At 52.4% G+C, this 17,400-nt stretch carries 12 protein-coding genes; 2 read left to right on the plus strand and 10 right to left on the minus strand.

Annotation, left to right across the window (positions count from 1 at the left end):
* The 5 genes from ABYW01_RS02865 to ABYW01_RS02885 all read right to left on the minus strand — a co-directional run.
* Positions 1–1,113: FIST signal transduction protein (locus tag ABYW01_RS02865; RefSeq protein ID WP_372831040.1), on the minus strand; the 1,113-nt coding region annotated here is incomplete at its 3' end.
* A 119-nt stretch (positions 1,114–1,232) separates the two neighbouring features.
* Positions 1,233–2,060, minus strand: coding sequence for an HDOD domain-containing protein (locus ABYW01_RS02870; protein WP_372831041.1), 828 nt, complete (start codon positions 2,058–2,060; stop codon positions 1,233–1,235).
* 244 nt (positions 2,061–2,304) lie between these two features.
* Positions 2,305–3,942, minus strand: a complete 1,638-nt coding sequence (locus tag ABYW01_RS02875; RefSeq protein ID WP_372831042.1) for a fatty acid--CoA ligase — start codon at positions 3,940–3,942, stop codon at positions 2,305–2,307.
* Between the two features lie 129 nt (positions 3,943–4,071).
* A complete protein-coding gene (locus ABYW01_RS02880; RefSeq protein WP_372831043.1) occupies positions 4,072–5,310 on the minus strand; it encodes a DcaP family trimeric outer membrane transporter in 1,239 nt (412 codons plus the stop codon).
* A gap of 101 nt (positions 5,311–5,411) precedes the next feature.
* Positions 5,412–6,617: an ABC transporter substrate-binding protein gene (locus tag ABYW01_RS02885; RefSeq protein ID WP_372831044.1), complete on the minus strand. Its 1,206-nt coding sequence runs from the start codon at positions 6,615–6,617 to the stop codon at positions 5,412–5,414.
* Positions 6,618–6,815: 198 nt separating this feature from the next.
* Here ABYW01_RS02885 and ABYW01_RS02890 point away from each other — a divergent pair, with 198 nt between their 5' ends.
* Both ABYW01_RS02890 and ABYW01_RS02895 read left to right on the plus strand, forming a co-directional pair.
* Positions 6,816–9,632 (plus strand): cache domain-containing protein, encoded by a 2,817-nt coding sequence (locus ABYW01_RS02890; protein WP_372831045.1) that lies wholly within the window; start codon positions 6,816–6,818, stop codon positions 9,630–9,632.
* 11 nt (positions 9,633–9,643) lie between these two features.
* A complete protein-coding gene (locus ABYW01_RS02895) occupies positions 9,644–10,360 on the plus strand; it encodes a response regulator transcription factor (protein ID WP_372831046.1) in 717 nt (238 codons plus the stop codon).
* Positions 10,361–10,392: 32 nt separating this feature from the next.
* Here the strand turns inward: ABYW01_RS02895 and ABYW01_RS02900 are convergent, their stop codons facing one another.
* From ABYW01_RS02900 to hflK, 5 genes are all read right to left on the minus strand, one after another.
* On the minus strand, positions 10,393–10,773 hold the full coding sequence (locus ABYW01_RS02900; protein ID WP_372831047.1) for a hypothetical protein: 381 nt from the start codon (positions 10,771–10,773) through the stop codon (positions 10,393–10,395).
* Positions 10,774–11,460: 687 nt separating this feature from the next.
* Positions 11,461–13,101, minus strand: a complete 1,641-nt coding sequence (ptsP, locus tag ABYW01_RS02905; RefSeq protein WP_372831048.1) for a phosphoenolpyruvate--protein phosphotransferase — start codon at positions 13,099–13,101, stop codon at positions 11,461–11,463.
* Positions 13,102–13,129: 28 nt separating this feature from the next.
* On the minus strand, positions 13,130–15,832 hold the full coding sequence (gene acnA, locus ABYW01_RS02910; protein WP_372831049.1) for an aconitate hydratase AcnA: 2,703 nt from the start codon (positions 15,830–15,832) through the stop codon (positions 13,130–13,132).
* 53 nt (positions 15,833–15,885) lie between these two features.
* Positions 15,886–16,890, minus strand: coding sequence for a protease modulator HflC (hflC, locus tag ABYW01_RS02915; RefSeq protein ID WP_372831050.1), 1,005 nt, complete (start codon positions 16,888–16,890; stop codon positions 15,886–15,888).
* Positions 16,887–17,400 (minus strand): FtsH protease activity modulator HflK (gene hflK, locus ABYW01_RS02920; RefSeq protein ID WP_372831051.1); only part of this gene is annotated, 514 nt, incomplete at its 5' end. The genes hflC and hflK, both read right to left, overlap by 4 nt.

Raw genomic sequence — 17,400 nt, forward strand, 5'->3', positions numbered from 1 at the left:
AACGGTAAGCGTCATCGTCTGGTTGTGCAGAAAGCAGCCGCTCACATCTTCGCCAGGAGAGATTTCGCCATAAGAATAATAACCAGTGGTCGTCGTACTCTCACCCAGAATCCCTTTCACTGCCTCAACCTCTGCGGCAACCTCGTCACCCATCACCAGCTTTCGGCCCACACAACTCACCAGTATCGCCAGCCTGTTCTGTTCTTCGCCACCGATATGCAGAGCGGCTTGCCCTGCACCATCAATCAAACCGTCTATAGAGGTATGCATCAGACGCAAATAGCCATCAGGATCAATATCACCAGCTAAGGTCAGACTCCCCTCTTCCTCATCGATACCAAGAATGGTACGGATAACCCCTTCCTCCCGCTGCTCAATGGACAACATCTCCAGAGGAAACAGCAGCGCAGACGAAGGCAAGTCGCGGGCGTATTCACCCAGATAACGTTTATAGAGATCAAGAGCGGGCTTACCGTCTAACTCATACAGAATATTGCCATCGCTGCGTGTTACTTTGCGCCGCGGACCAAAAGCCTCCCAGCCACCAAAGGAACTGTGTTCGATCGTCAGCGAATCGCCATATAGCGCCACAGCACTTAGGTGATCTGCCTCAACGCCATGCGGTGTAAGGCAAACCGTACTCACAAAATCCGCATTGTCGGCCGCGAGCCCACCGCTAATCGGAAGGTCAGCGCCCAATATAGACGCCATGCCGTTAACGATGGCGCTACCGTTCACATTAACCCCAGGGCTCAACACGAAAACGGCGCGAAGTCCTTCATGATCGATTTTCTCGGCCAGCGAGACTCCGGCTGCCCACGAATTTTTTATCCCGCCAACTGGCGCAGACACCACCTCACAGCGAGCATTATCAAAACTAATCTCATTAACCACTACCGTGTTTTCAAACACGCTTTCATCCAATATTTCCCCGGCTGTTGAGCATCCCATTAACACAGACTTGGAGTAAACCCGACACAGTTGCTGATAAAAACCCTCACGACGCATCACGTCAGGGGAGGCAAATACCAACACCAGATCAGGCGACTCAAAAATACTTTTTATGGGCTGATATAAAGAATCAGCATCTAAACTGTATTGTTCAACACGCATCGTAATCCTTCTCGTTTGCGGGGTAATAAATAGAATCCAGCACGCTTAACCGCCTTGAACTCACTGCCCCATAGTGACAGCATCCATCCCAAGGCTGGTGGTTCACCCTTTAGCCTCAATTAAGCTTGCATCTTCAACAGAATCTCGTCGCGGAATTCGATAAAGTCCGCCTCACTAATAGCCAAAACATTAAGTGGGACTTCCATATCGCTGATGATAGGAATATCCGGCTGATTTACACGCCAATAGGTACGGTACTTTCGGCTGACCTCTTTGGACCGCAGGAGAATGCTGAGCAGCATACGAGACTGTAGCTTTTCTTCACAGGTATCACGCAGGAAGCTGCTATAGTTTGGCTGCTCCAAGATAGCCGAGCATAGCCCTTTAGGAAAATTCCATTCGCTCGCCACCTGAAAACCCAGATTGTAATGACTCGAACCAAAGGCCTCCATCTCAGCACCATGCAACAGACTAATGTTCTCTCCCTTAATATTGCTTAGAAAAGACTTAAAGTCTCCGAAGTTCCCCATCATCAATGGAATACCGCAATCATGTAACATCCCTATCGTATACGCATCATCTTCGTTGATGTTTGAAAAACGACGTGAAAGAACACTGCAGATATAAGCAACATCTTCGCTGGTATCCCAAAACCGGTCCAGGCGCCCGATCTCCGACAGACTATTCCGAAGCGCCGTCAAGCGGACAATACTAAACACACGATTGATCCCCAGTAGTGAAACCGCATGCTCTAACGAAGTGATCTTCTGTACCAAACCCAAATAGGGGCTATTAACCGCGGCAAGTACAGCTGAAAACAGGGCAACATCGCGCTTTAAGGCAGCACAAATAGCATTAATATCGGGATTTTTCTCTTTGATAAGGTGAGTAAATTGTAGGAATACTTCGGGGCGGGAAGGGATAACACACTTCTTGGAAACGGCCATTTCTAATCCTGACAGACCTGATGTAGTTATAGCGAATACAACATCGCACTGCCAGCGTGCATTTTTTGGATAATCATGTCAATTTTTAGTGTTATGCCTTGGTATTGAGCAGTCGTTCTAGTGCCGAAAAGCAAAAAGGACCGGTACATCGCACCATGCACCGGCCAAGATCGATATCAGGAGAGTGATAATTCAAATGGTGATCACGACACAGGGAAGCCGCGATCACCGGAGGATCCGCGAATCAGACCTGTTCGCGAATGAGCTTCTTGTTGATCTTACCGACACTGGTTTTCGGAATTTCAGTGACGATGTTGATATCCTGCGGAATCGCCCATTTGTTGATGCGACCACTGTCCACAAACTGCGTCAGATGCTTCTGGATCAACTCAGCGCTAATCTCAACGCCTGCCACCGGCACAACCATCGCCAGCGGTCGTTCATCCCACTTCTCATCCGGGACACCTACAACCGCCACTTCGCCGACACCTTCATGCTGGCTGATCAGGTTTTCCAGCTCCAGCGAGGAGATCCATTCACCGCCGGTTTTGATCACGTCCTTAATTCGGTCTTTGATCTGCAGAACGCCCGTTTCGTCAATTGAGCCGACATCGCCGGTATGCAACCAGCCATTGGCCCACAACTCTTCGCCTTTTTCCGGCTCTTTGCTGTAGCCCTGTGTCAGCCAAGGGGCACGTACGACCACTTCGCCCATCGCCTCTCCGTCATGTGCCACATCGTTGCCTTCTGGATCAACGATTCGCAGATCAACCATGCCACAAGGCATGCCGGTTTTGATGCGTATCGGCATCTGATCAGACATATCGAGATCACGCGCATCGGCATGCAAATAGGTAGCCGTCAGTAACGGACAGGTTTCTGACATACCGTAGGCGGTGTGGAACAAAATGCCACGATCCGCCATCTCTTGTGCCAGGCCCAAAGTTGGCGCGCTGCCGCCAGTCAGCAACTTCCAGCCACTCAGGTCGGTATCTTTAGCTTCATCACAGCCCAGAATCATCTGCAACACGGCCGGTACACCGTGGGAGAACGTTACTTTCTCATCGCGGAACAGTTTCACCAATTTGTTCGGTTCATAACGTCCCGGATACACCTGCTTCACACCCATCATGGTCGCCACATACGGCACACCCCACGCATGGACATGGAACATCGGTGTCATTGGCATATACACATCATCGGAGCGCAGCAACGGCAGACCTTCATACGCACCCAATGTGGTCGCCATGTTCAGGGTATGCAGCACCAGCTGGCGGTGGCTGAAATACACACCTTTTGGATTACCGGTGGTACCGGTGGTATAGAACGTGGTCGCGATGGAGTTTTCATCGAAATCAGGGAAATCATAGTGATCACCCGCATCGGCCAGCAGGCTTTCGTATTCACCTACGGCATTGAGACTGGTTGATAGCGGCTTACCGTCATCACACAGCTGAATATACCCCCGGACAGTCGGGAGCTGGTCGCTCAGGGATTCAGCGATGGCCAGAAAATCATCGTGAACCAGCACCAGATCGTCTTCTGCGTGGTTCATGGTGTAGGCGATCTGATCCGGGCTCAAGCGTATGTTCACATGATGCAACACGGCCCCGATCATCGGCACAGCAAAATAGGCTTCCAGATAACGGTGACTGTCCCAATCCATCACAGCTACAGTATCACCCGCACCGATACCGGCTTCAGTTAACACATTCGCCAGCTTACAGATGCGCTGGTTTAACGTGCGATAGTCGTAACGCACCTGATCACCATAAACAATTTCACGGCCCGGCTCGTAACGCTGACCGGATAGCAGCAGGCTTTTGATCAGAAGTGGATACTGATACGCGCTTGGGGTTGGTGCGAGAATTTTAGTGTTCATCGTAATTGACCTATCGGATTTATTATTGTGTTTTGTGGCCCTATCCAGAGCGATTATCCGCTCTGAAAAGGGCATTTTGTCGCTGTGCAGTTGACCGATTTACCCCTGACCAATGCACAGCTAAACGATTTAGAATAGATAACGCGCTGAGAGTTGCACAGTATCCAGCTCTTTTTCTGTGCCGGATGAATCAACCTGCCAGTTGGCATATTCGATGCCGTACTGCAGTTTGGGGCTCGGTGACCAGATCAGGTTTGCATGAAACGACTGACTGGAATCAGGCACGGTGCCATAAGGGTTATCATCCGCTTCCGTACGAGAGAACATCACGTTTGAACGCAGCTGACTGTTCCAGAAATGGCGGTATGCCAAAGACGCACCCCAAGAATTAAAACCCTCCAAGCCTGTAGTCGACCCGTTCACATCCGGGTAGGTCACCAGCCCCATGTAGCGCCCCAGCTCACCGTAGTTAAACTGCATACGCAGATCATCACGCCCTACGGTAGGGAAGCGGGCGGACAAGCTGTACGCCGTACTCCACTCTTTGTCGTCACCATCAACCACTTCGCGGGCCAGCATGCCGACAGAAGCGTGCCCCCACTGACCGTCAAAGTTTGCGCGGGCGATCAGGTCCGGCGTACTTTGATCATCGCCACCGTCTTCCGGGTTTTCCAGTGCAAACATCAGGCTGCCACCGTCATACGGCTGGGTATAACGGACTTGTGCCTGACGTACGAACAGCGCCGAGGCATGCTGACCAAAGGCGGTTAACTCACCCAGGGCATACAGATCCATAAAGGTGGACCAGGTCTGACCCACCAGCACGTTACCCCAGCTGCCATACGCATGACGCAGACGCAAACCGTGACCATTGGCCGCCAGTTCGCTGTCGGTGGTACCGTAGAAGTCTGCTTCCAGATGGGTTTTCAGGGTTTTACCCGCCACCGGCGTCGCGGTTTTAATAAAGAAGCGGGATTCACGCGCAGACAGATCCACACGATCATCTTTGTTGCTATCTGCGCCTTTGACATGGGCTGCGGCCAACAGACCATTCTTACCGTTTACGCCGTTGGTGGTGTATAGAAGATCACCTTTAATGTAGCCGCCGATCTTAACGCTGGTATCACCAATGGTGATTGCGCCACCTTTGCCGGTTGTGACGGCTGTTTTCTCAACATTCGCGACTTTCGCATCGGTCTTCTGCTGGGCTGCCTTGATCTGCTCCAACGCCTGCTGCAATTCCATAATCTGCTGTTGTAGCTTTTCAACGTCAGCGGTTGCTGCTTCGGCTACTGCTGTCATCGGCAGAACAGCTGCCAGACTCATCGCAACAATCAGTTTTTTTGGAGAGAACTTCACTTTACTCATCCGGAGGTGTTCCTATGCTTTATTATTTTTAGGTAGCCTTTCCCCTGCTCAGTAGAAAACGGTAAGAGCATTGGGGAGAAGGCTTGGAGAGGTTCTGGAGATTACTTAAAGTCGCATTGCGCCAGCATGGCACCGTAGGCCTGATCGCCCGGGATCACCTGCTCAATCTCAAAGATGTCATCTTCGTTTTTGCGTTCATCTGCTTTTTTGATCCGCACCTGGAACATGTCATGCACCATACGGCCGTCGTTGCGGAGGTAGGCATTACGGGCAAAGAAATCATTCGGCTTGGTGGATTTCATCTCACGCATCACGGCATCCGATTCATCGGTGCCGGTCGCTTTGATACTGTTCAGGTAATGCATCGTGGCGGAGTAAACACCGGCATGCGCCATAGATGGGATGCTGCCATGACGGGTTTTAAAGCGTGCGGACCACTGACGGCTGGCGTCATCCAGATCCCAGTAGAAACCGGTGGTCAGTTTCATGCCACCTGCAATGTTCGGGTCCAGCGCCTTGGCATTCTGGGTAAACACCAATAAACCCGCCACATCCATCATTTCGGTCAAACCGAATTCGGCCGCAGTTTTCAGAGAGCTCACAAAATCTCCACCGGCATTCGCCAATGCAACCACATCAGCGCCAGAAGATTGCGCCTGCAGGATATAGGAGGAGAAATCCGCAGTTCCCAGTGGCACGCGTACTGAACCCACCACTTCACCACCGTTTTTGCCGATCACGCCAGACGCCACTTTCTCCAGCGCATGGCCAAAGGCATAGTCAGCCGTAATAAAGAACCAGCGTTTTTTGCCTGACTGCACCATCGGCTTCACAGTGCCCTGTGCAAGCGCCACAACGTTGTAGGTCCAGTGAGCGTTATACGGGCTGCAGGACTTCGTGGTAAACGCATGGGATGCAGAGCCAGTGATCATGGCGATCTTTTTCGCTTCGCTGAGCACTTTGGTAACCGCGCCAGTCACCGATGATGCGACCAACCCAGTCACTACATCAACTTCCTGATTTTCTACCCATTCACGTACTTTGGCAGAACCAATATCCGGTTTGTTCTGGTCATCTGCGCTGATCACCTCAATCGGTTTACCCAACACAGTGCCACCAAAATCCTCTACCGCCATGTTCACGGCAGTCACACAACCGGGACCGCAAACATCGGCATACACGCCACCCATATCCCCCAGCACACCAATCTTCACTTTGTCGTCCGAGATACCTTGAGCCTGCACAGCAGAAACGGACAGTGCCGCGGTCATCGCGACAGTCAGCAGAGAGGGTTTCATCGTTTTCATGAGTCTGTTCTCCGAGCAACATTCTTATTTTTATTTAGGGAGTTCCGAGGCTTATGAACCCAAAGCCGCGGACAGATCCATTCAACACAAAGACTTTGGCAACGGTTTGCCACAAATCCACCGAATTGTGCGCACAGGAAGAATTCGACTCAGATTGGCAGTAGACTGAACGGAAATGGCAGGCAGGTTGTACGCTCGATGATGGCAGGCACAAAACTGGTACGGCGCTTTTTCTTGGTGATACTGATGATCATCGCCGTTATGTTCTGCGCCATCTATATCTACTCAGTCCCTCTGATTCAGAAAGAGGTGTACGCGATTGAGCGCAACTCCGCCCGCTTGGCACTGAACAATGTCTTTCAGTTGGCGAATAAGATGTATTCCAATCTGGAGGGCTATCGCGAGCAATCACTGGATGCCCACAAACAACGCCTGAAAGCGGTGGTTGAACTGACCGAAGCACAAGTCATCAACACCTTCCGCGAAGCTCAAAGAGACAACCTGAGTATCAATCAAGCCCGCGCGCGGGTGTTCGAAAACCTGCGAAACTTTAAGTACGGCAACGATGGCTACATCTGGGTGGCCGATCATGACGCCACTCTACTCTCCCACCCCGACCCGCGCTTTCAGGGTTTTGAGATCTCCCAAACGGATAACGGGGATCAAAGCAGCATCATCCGTGAAGTAATAAATGGCGCGATAAACGAGGGTGAAGGGTTTTACCAATACAAATGGCAACGACTGAACGAAGGCCCTCCCATCGACAAATTATCCTATGTGAAAAACTATCCGCAGTGGGGTTTTGTTATTGGCAGCGGGCTGTATCTGGATGATCTGGAAATTGAAGTCCAGGCACGCAAGCAGGCGGCTATTCAGGAAGTCCGCGAAGCACTCAGCGAAATCCAAATCGCAAAAACCGGCTATCTCTATATCTTCGATAAAGACGGCCACCTGCTCGCCCACCCAAACCCCAATATCGATCAAACCAGCGCACTCGAACTGATCAATCCCGCCTCCGGACAGCCGATTATCGGTGAATTGATCAAAGTTGCAGATACCGGCAACGAACTGCACTACAAGTGGGATAAACCCTCAGATCCGGGTAACTACGTCTACGACAAGATCTCCTTAGTGCGCTCATTGGAAGGTTTCGGCTGGTACATCTGCTCATCGGTCTACGTGGATGAATTACGCCATAGCTCAGTGCTGCTGAGTCAGCGGATACTGACGATCGCCCTGATCTCAATTCTGCTGGCGATTACGCTGGCCGTATTTTTTGTGAACCGTATTGTGCAGCCCATAAAGCAACTGGCCCGCACTGCTGAACGGGTGCGCAGCGGAGACCTGACCGCCCGCAGCGGCATCGAACGCGATGATGAGCTGGGCATGCTCGCACGCACGTTCGATACGATGGTGCACCGCCTGCGCACGAACATTCAGACGCTGGACAGCACAGTGCAGGAACGCACCCAGGAGCTGGCACAGTTGGAAGAACGGCAACGCCTGATTTTAGATGCCTTACCGGCACAGATCGCGTATCTGGATAAAGATCTGCGTTATCACTTCGTCAATCAAGGCTATGCAGACCTGTTTGAGCGCGACAAAACGCAGATTGTCGGCAACACAATTGATGCGGTGATTGGCCCGGAAATGATGGCCAGTATCCGTCCCCAGATCACACAATGCCTGTCAGGAAACGAGGTCGCCTTTGAATATCGCTTTGACCTGAACGGTCGGGAGATCATCACCAAACGCCTTCTGCTGCCAGATATCGACAGCAATGGAGAGGTGATCGGTCTGCTCAACTTGTCTCTGGATATTACGGCCGAAAAAGAGGCCGAGCGACGCCTGACCGAGGCACAACGCATGAGTGCCGTCGGACAGCTCGCGGGGGGGCTGGCGCATGACTTCAACAACCTGTTGTCGGTCATTCTGGGTAACTTGCTCGCTGCCAGCGACCGCTTTGATGATGTTGAGGGATTGCAGAAATATATGACGCCTGCCGTGCGGGCATCCCGCCGTGGTGCTGATATTACCGCCCGTCTCTTAGCGTTCTCACGGCGACAGGCACTGACGCCCACCCGCGTATATCTGCCCACGTTGCTGCAAGATACGGTTGAACTGGTATCCAGCTCGCTACCCTGTGATATTACCGTCAGCCAACAGGTTACCGAAGACATCTCGCTGTTCGTCGATCCCGGCCAGCTGGAAAATGCACTGGTCAATCTGGCCCTGAACGCCAAAGATGCGATGCCCGAAGGCGGCGAAATTGAGTTTCGCGTACACCCTATCACTATCACCCGTCCCCTAGAGTACGACGAACCCGTTATCGCGGGTGATTACATCGAAATCCAGGTGAATGACACCGGTAGCGGTTTCTCCGGGGAAGCACTGACACAAGCCTGCGAACCCTTTTATACCACCAAAGGCAGTGGCCAGGGTTCAGGATTGGGGTTGAGTATGGTGTACGGCTTTATCAAACAATCCCGTGGTTACATTACCATTGTTAACCGCCCTGATCGGGGCGCATCCGTGTCGCTGCTACTGCCAGCCGCTACAGAATTGTTCGAGACTATACACACGCCGGAAGCTCCCCCTTCAGACCGACCGGACTTCACTGGTCAGCTTTTATTGCTGGTTGAGGATGATCGCGATGTTCGTGCCGTGGTACGTGAGCAACTGGTTTCGTTGGGGTTTACCGTGCTGGAAGCCGCCGATGCCGATGAAGCGGAGCAATTGATCACCACCCTGCCCGAACTGGATGGGCTGATCACCGATATTGATATGCCCGGTCGTCTGAACGGCTTTGGATTGGCAGGCCTGATGCGTCAGCGGGATGCAGCGAGTACTATTGTGTTGATCAGTGGTTACGCCAACAACCATCAGGCCAACACAGAAGATTTACAGTGGAAGGTTTTGCGTAAACCGTTCGACCGGGACGCGCTGGCAGCGGCGATCAGTAACGCCATGCAGGTAACAAACCCAATCACCCCCTCTAACAATAAACAGGACTAAGGACAGCAGGCATGGGCAAAAGCGACCTGATCTATGTTGTGGATGACGAAAAAGATATCTGTGATCTGGTCTGTACCGAGCTGGAATACTACGGCTTTGATATTCGTGCCTACCAAACCGGCGCTCAGGCGCTACAGGCTATCAAACGCCAGCCCCCAGCCCTCTGCATTGTTGATCTGGGATTGCCGGATATGGACGGATTGGCACTGGTGAAGGAACTCTGTGACAACGCTAACGTTGGCGTATTGATTTTATCTGGACGTGGCAGCTTGCCGGACCGGGTATTGGGGCTTGAGCTCGGTGCCGATGACTACATCACCAAACCTTTCGAACCCCGCGAACTGGTTGCCCGCGTACACAGCCTGCTGCGACGTATCGGTAAAGATGACAGCCAACCCCGTCCCAGCAATATCAAGCTGGCCCGATTTGCAGACTGGACGTTTAATCCCGCAACGCTCACCCTCACCCGTGATTCAGGTGACATCTTAACGTTAAGTACCGCAGAAGCAGACCTGCTGGGAACCCTGCTGCGGGCACCACAGCAAATCCTATCCCGTGACCGACTGCTGGGCGAACAAGCCATTCCGTATGACCGCAGCATCGATTCACGCATGTCGCGCCTGCGCAAAAAACTTGAAGCTGATCCCAAGGAACCCCGCATTATAAAAACGGTATACGGGGCGGGCTACATGCTTTCCACGAGTGTGGAATGGATCGATTCCGCCTGATGTGATCAATCAGGCTGTGCCAAAAAACAGAACTATCGCGACCCGCCACGCAACCAGCGCTCAGCCGCCTCTCGCCTGCGGAAGACATGAAAGTCTATATCCTGAATCCGTGTGAAACCCTCAAAAACTTTCGCCCGCTCATACTTATCTTGCTTACCGATCCAGGCAATACGCTTCATTTTGACCATCAACGGATTACTTAATAACCAGTTTGATAGCTCATACTCCTGCTTGACCGTAACGCAGCTGTGCGCCTCAGTCTCATCAATAAGTACGTTAAAACACTGAGCCGCCTCACAGTACGCCAGAATCAGCCTGACCTGCTCGTGGTACTCGTTTGGCAACACTTCCACACCCGATATACGGGCAATCACATAACCATCCTTTTCTTCGAACTCACTCGATAAAGCCATATTCTATGTATTCCTGACACGTTCAAATAACGCACACAGAGCTCACTTCGAGCAACACCACACGCGATGTGCATACTTTAAATAAGTGTAGTTGCTGCAAAACGGCATTCAAAAGACCATTTTCTGTGCCATCTCTGCCACGAGTAGAAATAAAGACCACGCTCTCAGCGTCATAACGCACCGTGCGAAACAACCAAAACAGAGTCCATGACTCATTGTGTAATAATTAGGTTAGATGCCGCAAAAACCAAACTCAACTTCATACAGGTCTCTATATGTATGAGTTTCACTATGTAAATTTAACGGCACCCGCAGGCTGGCTTCTGCTTTTGAGTCTCTTAGCTGTAACACTTTGCCACCTTATTGTCCTGTATCTAACCCTGAAGATAGATCGGGCGGTACACTCCGCTCGCGAAGAAGTGCATGACGCAATGGTGTCCCAGATTGCCATCAGAGAGCGAGAACTACTCGAAATCTGGCGCTCCGCTCGCAGGTTGTGTATCTGGATCATCCCATTCTTTTTCGCAGCGTGGGTGGTTGGGCTAGGCAGGCCCTGAGATCACTCCGAATAACAGTATCAGGTTGTCAATCAGGTATTTCGGGATAATCCCCACAGGGCACTCCGCGATGAGGGGTTTTACAGGTCGATTATCGCCAAAGCTATCAGTTGCAGCCCAGCATAAACACTCAATCGGAGTAGATTGAACAATGACGGATAGCCTCTTTGACAATGGGAATCAGAGGAGCCGCAACACTTAACGTCCGTATCCCACACGTAAGCAGTTTGGCAACATGTTCAGGCCGCCCTGCGAGTTCGCCGCACACAGACAATGGCATATGAGGTACATCCTCGTGCACCAGAGACAGTAATCTGAAGATAGGATCAGATGCATCGTTAAAATAAAGTTCCACCGATGCATTTTCCCGATCGGCCGCACAGGTGTACTGAGTGAGGTCGTTGGTTCCGAAACTCAGAAAATCGACATGTCTCGCGATTGCTTTCGAGGATAATGCGGCGGCTGGTGTTTCGATCATTGCGCCGATTTTGGGAACGCCAACATGCATCTCACAACAAAGCGGTAGCAAAAGATCTTTGACTGCAACAATATCCTCGGGCAGCGTAACCATCGGTATCAGAATACGCACATCAAATTCGCCAGACAGCTCCAATACCGCGCGTAACTGCGTTCTAAGAAGTTCCGGATACTCCAGCAGTAACCGGATCCCCCGTCGCCCTAAAGCGGGATTAGATTCGGCAAAGAATGCCAGAAACGGCAAGGGCTTGTCGGCCCCCACATCCAACAATCTCACACACACCGAACGCCCCTTGGCCGCTGCTAATACCTGCTTCATCTCAACGACCAGTTCAGCGGTGGAAGGAGGTTCTGTACGCCCTAAATAAGCCTGCTCCATACGGTACAAACCTACACCTTCAGCACCGTTAATCATCGCCTGCTGGGTATCATGATCACTCCCCACGTTAGCCCCAACAGAGATTTTAATTCCGTCAAGGGTGACGGCCGGACCACGTGCATTTTCTATCGCCAACCGATATGCCTGAGCTTTCGTTTCAACCTTTTGATGGAAAATAGCCTGCTGTCTTTTCTCTGGACGAAGGGTAACGTTTCCGGCATCTGCATCCACTAAGGCGAGCACATCGGCGGGCACTGTCTTCATCAAATCGGGGATCCCTGACAAGCAGGGCACCCCCATCTGGCGGACAAACAGGGCAGCATGGGAACCGCTGCTTCCATATTCAAGAAGTACAGCAGAAATAGCGCGATCAGAGAGAAAAACGGTATCGGAGGGCAGCAGTCTGGTGGCGATCAGGACACATCCTTGGGGGATCTCTTCCAAAGGATGGACCGTGACTCCAACAAGAGCATTGTGAAGACGGATCGATATATCGCGCATATCATCGCCTTTATCTCTGGCGAATTGCGATTCCAACGTCAAAAACCGTCTCTCCCAGCGCAGGAACACCGCCTTTACGGCACTACTGGCACTGACCAGATTATCGATGACCTCCTGTCTCAGCTCCTGTTGAAGTAATGGATCATTCAACATCAGTTGGTGTGACCCAAAGACCTCAGACAGGCGCAAATCAATCTCTTTTTCCACCCGTGTCGCCAGTGTGAGAAGATCATTCGAAATGCCTGCGGTGGCGAAATCAAGACGTGCCAGTTCCTGTTCAACCTGATTGTGAGGTATATCCACGGGCACATCGATAGGCCCAAGCAAGTCCTGATGGACATGGGTAATTCCCTGCCCCAACCCCGGTGAGATCGAGGTGCCATAGATAACAAACGGCGAGTCTTTATGATGCATAATTTACCTTCTTGCCCAGCTGTATTGATCAGGTTTTATCAGGCAGATGGGCGATAAGTTCACGTAAACGACACTGCAAAATTCCGCCATGACGGAAAAATCGCAGTTCATCTCCGGTATCAATACGGCAGCGAACCTTGAGCACCCAAGGAACACCGGCCTCAGGAAAAACCTGAACATCGACACGGCTGCCCTGAGTCAGACCTGCTAACGCCTCGATACTGATACGCTCGTCGCCAGTCAGTTTCTGTGCACTCAGGAGAGAACCTTCGTCCAGCTCCAGGGGCAGAATCCCCATACCAATCAGGTTGGATCGATGAATCCGCTCAAAGCTCTGTGCAATGACTGCACGCACGCCGAGCAGATAAGGCCCTTTGGCAGCCCAGTCACGGGAAGATCCAGTGCCATATTCTGCACCGGCGAACACCACCAACGGCGTTCCCTGCTGGCGAAAGTACTGCGCCGCGGCAAAGATGCTGACGATCTCAGATGATGGCACCAGCCGTGTGACTCCTCCCCTCTGTTGCGGAGTCATCAGGTTTTGCAAACGTGGATTGGCGAATGTACCACGCATCATCACTTCGTGGTTGCCACGACGACTGCCGTAAGAGTTGAAGTCAGCGGGATCCAGCCCCCGGCTCTGCAGGTACGCACCCGCCGGGCTGTCTTCTACGATACTGCCCGCAGGAGAGATGTGATCGGTGGTGACGCTATCACCGAGCAGCGCCAGAATCCTTGCTTCAACGATATCTTCTACAGCCTTCGGAATCGGCTGCAAACCATCAAAATAACTGGGATGACGCACATATGTGCTGCTGCTATTCCAGGGATAGCGCTGGCTGTCGCTTATCGCCAGTGCCTGCCAGTCGTGTGAACCGGCAAACACGTTAGCATAGCGTTGTTGAAACTGTGTCTGATGAACATGCGCGGTAACGGTGTCTGCAATCTCTTTGGCATCGGGCCAGAGGTCGCGAAGAAATACCGGCTGGCCGCTCGGGTCTTCGCCCAGAGGCTCTCTCGAAAGATCCAAATTGACCCGGCCAGCCAGAGCGTAAGCAACAACCAGTGGTGGCGAGCAGAGAAAGCTTGCCGCTACCTTCGGATGGATTCTGCCCTCAAAGTTACGATTACCGGAAAGCACAGCGCAAACGCTGAGTTTATGCTGAACAATCGTCCCCGCGATAGCGGGGTCCAGCGGACCTGAATTGCCGATACAGGTAGTGCAACCGTACCCCACCAGATTGAACCCCAGATAGTCCAGATCTGCCTGTAGTCCCGCGGCCTGCAGGTAATCGGTCACCACTTTGGAACCCGGAGCAAGCGAGGTTTTAACCCAAGGTGCGACTTGCAGACCGTGCAAACGGGCATTACGTGCCAGTAATCCGGCAGCCATCATCACCGCAGGGTTAGACGTATTCGTACAACTGGTAATCGCCGCGATCACCACCGCACCATCGTGTAAAGAGTAGGATTTACCGAGCACCGGACAGGATCGGGGCGGCTCAAGAACCGGCCTCCCTTGTTCCAACACAAACTGCTCGAAGGCAGCTGAGACATCGGGCAACGGCAGACGATCCTGCGGTCGGCGCGGCCCCGCAACACAGGGGATAATACTGGCCAGATCCAGTGGCAACATAATGCTGTAGGACGCTAACGGTGTCCGGTCATCATGCCAAAGCCCCTGAACACGCGCATAGGCTTCTACCAACGCAACCTGCTGCGGATCGCGTCCGGTTAGCGTCAGATAGCGTAGCGTTTCCTCATCAATGGGAAATAGACCGCAGGTTGCACCGTATTCCGGTGCCATATTGGCGATGGTCGCGCGATCAGGCAGGCTCAGACCGGACAAACCACTACCGCAAAATTCTACGAAGCACCCCACTACACCGTGCTGTCGCAAGAGTTCAGTCACCCTCAATACCAGATCGGTGGCGGTACTTCCCGGCGGTAAGCGACCGCTCAATTCGACACCAACCACCTGTGGCAGTTGCAGGCTGATCGGTTGTCCGAGCATCGCGGCTTCGGCCTCAATTCCGCCTACCCCCCACCCCAGAATGCCAAGCCCGTTAATCATGGTGGTATGACTGTCCATCCCCACCAGCGTATCGGGATACGCCAGCAACTCACCATCTTCCATCGGCTGTGACCACACCACACGCCCCAGATATTCCAGATTGACCTGATGACAGATACCTGTGCCCGGTGGTACCACACGAACGTTATCAAACGCCTCCTGCCCCCAACGCAGGAAAGTGTAACGTTCGTGGTTACGTTGCATCTCCTGACGCACGTTGTCGTCAAAGGCCGCCCGGTCCCCAGCCCGATCCACCGTGACCGAGTGGTCTATCACCAGATCCACCGGAACCTGAGGACTGATCAGCCCCGGATCGCCTCCGACTTCAGCCAGCGCATCACGCATCGCCGCCAAATCCACCAGCGCAGGCACACCCGTGAAATCCTGCATCAGGATACGCGTCGGCATAAAACTGATCTCTTCCGTTGACTGACCTTGCGCCAGCCAGCCGCTCAGCGACTGGACCTGCGCCCAAGAGACATGCATTCCATCTTCGTGACGTAACAGGTTTTCCAGCACAATTTTCATGGCAAAAGGCAATCGGGAAAGATCACCCAGCAAAGCGTAGGCAGCGGGTAAGGAGTAGTAACGATAGGTCTGCGCTCCAACCTTCAAGGTTCGCTGCAGCTCGGCATGGTAGTTCTGTGCATCGGTCATAAGTTACCCCAGAGCATAAGCAGGATACGGGCTATCATGTCTGCCACCTGTCGTCACTGTGGGGCTTGCATCACGTCCGCGGGTGAGGCCGGACCTTTCGGCTCCATTCCCTTCAAATACTTGAACAATTCACTGTCGGTAGAAAGCACCAACGTCGTATTCTGCGAGATCACGGCTTTATACGCCTGCAGACTGCGGGTGAACTCATAGAAAGCCACAGATTCAGGATTCAGGTTGTAGGCGCGCGCGTAAATTTCGGTCGCTTTGGCATCAGCCTGCCCTCGTATCTCCTCTACCTGCCGGTAAGCTTCGGACTGGATCTTATCCAGATCCCGTACCCGATCGCCCCTGATACGTGCGGCCTCACCGTTACCTTCCGATAAGAATCGCTCGGCGATCTGACGCCGTTCGCTGATCATCCGATCGTAAATTTTCGGACGCACACTTTCGTTGTAATTAATGCGCTTGAAGCGAATATCGAGCAACTCAATGCCGAATATCCGCACTTTTTCAGCTGCCGCGACAAAGATTTCCCCTTCTACCTGCTGGCGCCCTTTTTGGATCGGTACCCAAGCGCTCGTATCCAGTGCGCGCTCACCTCCACTCAGTAATGCATCGCGCAACGGTACACGATCCTTGGTGGTGCGGATAATTTCGATGAGCTCATGCTTGGCCACTGCATTGCGGGTCTCGCTGCCCAGAATGTCGTCCAAACGGGACTGAGCACTGCGTTCATCACGCAGCCGCAAAAAATATTGTAGAGGATCGGTGATGCGCCAACGGGCAAAAAGATCAACAGAGATGTAAAGCTTATCCTTGGTGGGCATATCCGACGGATTACCATCCCATTCAAGTACCCGCTTATCGATAGCATTGACCTCCTGAATGAAGGGCAGCTTCAGCTTCAGGCCTGCCTCTGTCACTGGAGCCCCCACCGGTTTACCAAACTGGGTAATAATTACCTGTTCGACTTCACTGACGGTATATACCGAGCTGAAAAACAGGTAAGGAACCAGCACGACCAGCACGAAAAGACCGGTCCATTTCATACGATTCATGGCTGTAACTCGCTGCGTGAGTTCAAATTAAGTAACGGCAAAATGCCACCGGCTTGTATATCAACGATCACCTTCGCCTGAATATCCGGTAGCACTTCCTGCAGGGTCTCTATATAGATACGCCGCCGGGTAACTTCCGGCGCCTTACGGTATTCATCCAACAAAGCGCTGAATCGCGCCGCATCACCTTCTGCTTCATTAATACGTTTAAGCCGATAACCATCGGCTTCGCGAATCCGCTGGTCTTTTTCCCCTTCAGCCAGAGGAATCACTTTGTTGTAATCACGCCGTGCCTCATTAATCAGCTTCTCCTTTTCCTGCTGAGCCTGATTGACCTCGTTAAAGGAATCTTGCACCGGTAACGGAGGGTTGATATTTTTCAGCTGGACTTGATCAATACTGATCCCCATGACGTATTTAGTGGAGAGACTTTGCATCCTGGCGAGCGCTTCGATCTCGATCTCCTGACGCCCTACAGTAATCACTTCGTCGACGGTACGATCACCCACC

Origin of the sequence: Pontibacterium sp. (genome assembly GCF_041587635.1) — a bacterium.
In the GTDB taxonomy this organism is placed as follows: domain Bacteria; phylum Pseudomonadota; class Gammaproteobacteria; order Pseudomonadales; family Balneatricaceae; genus Pontibacterium.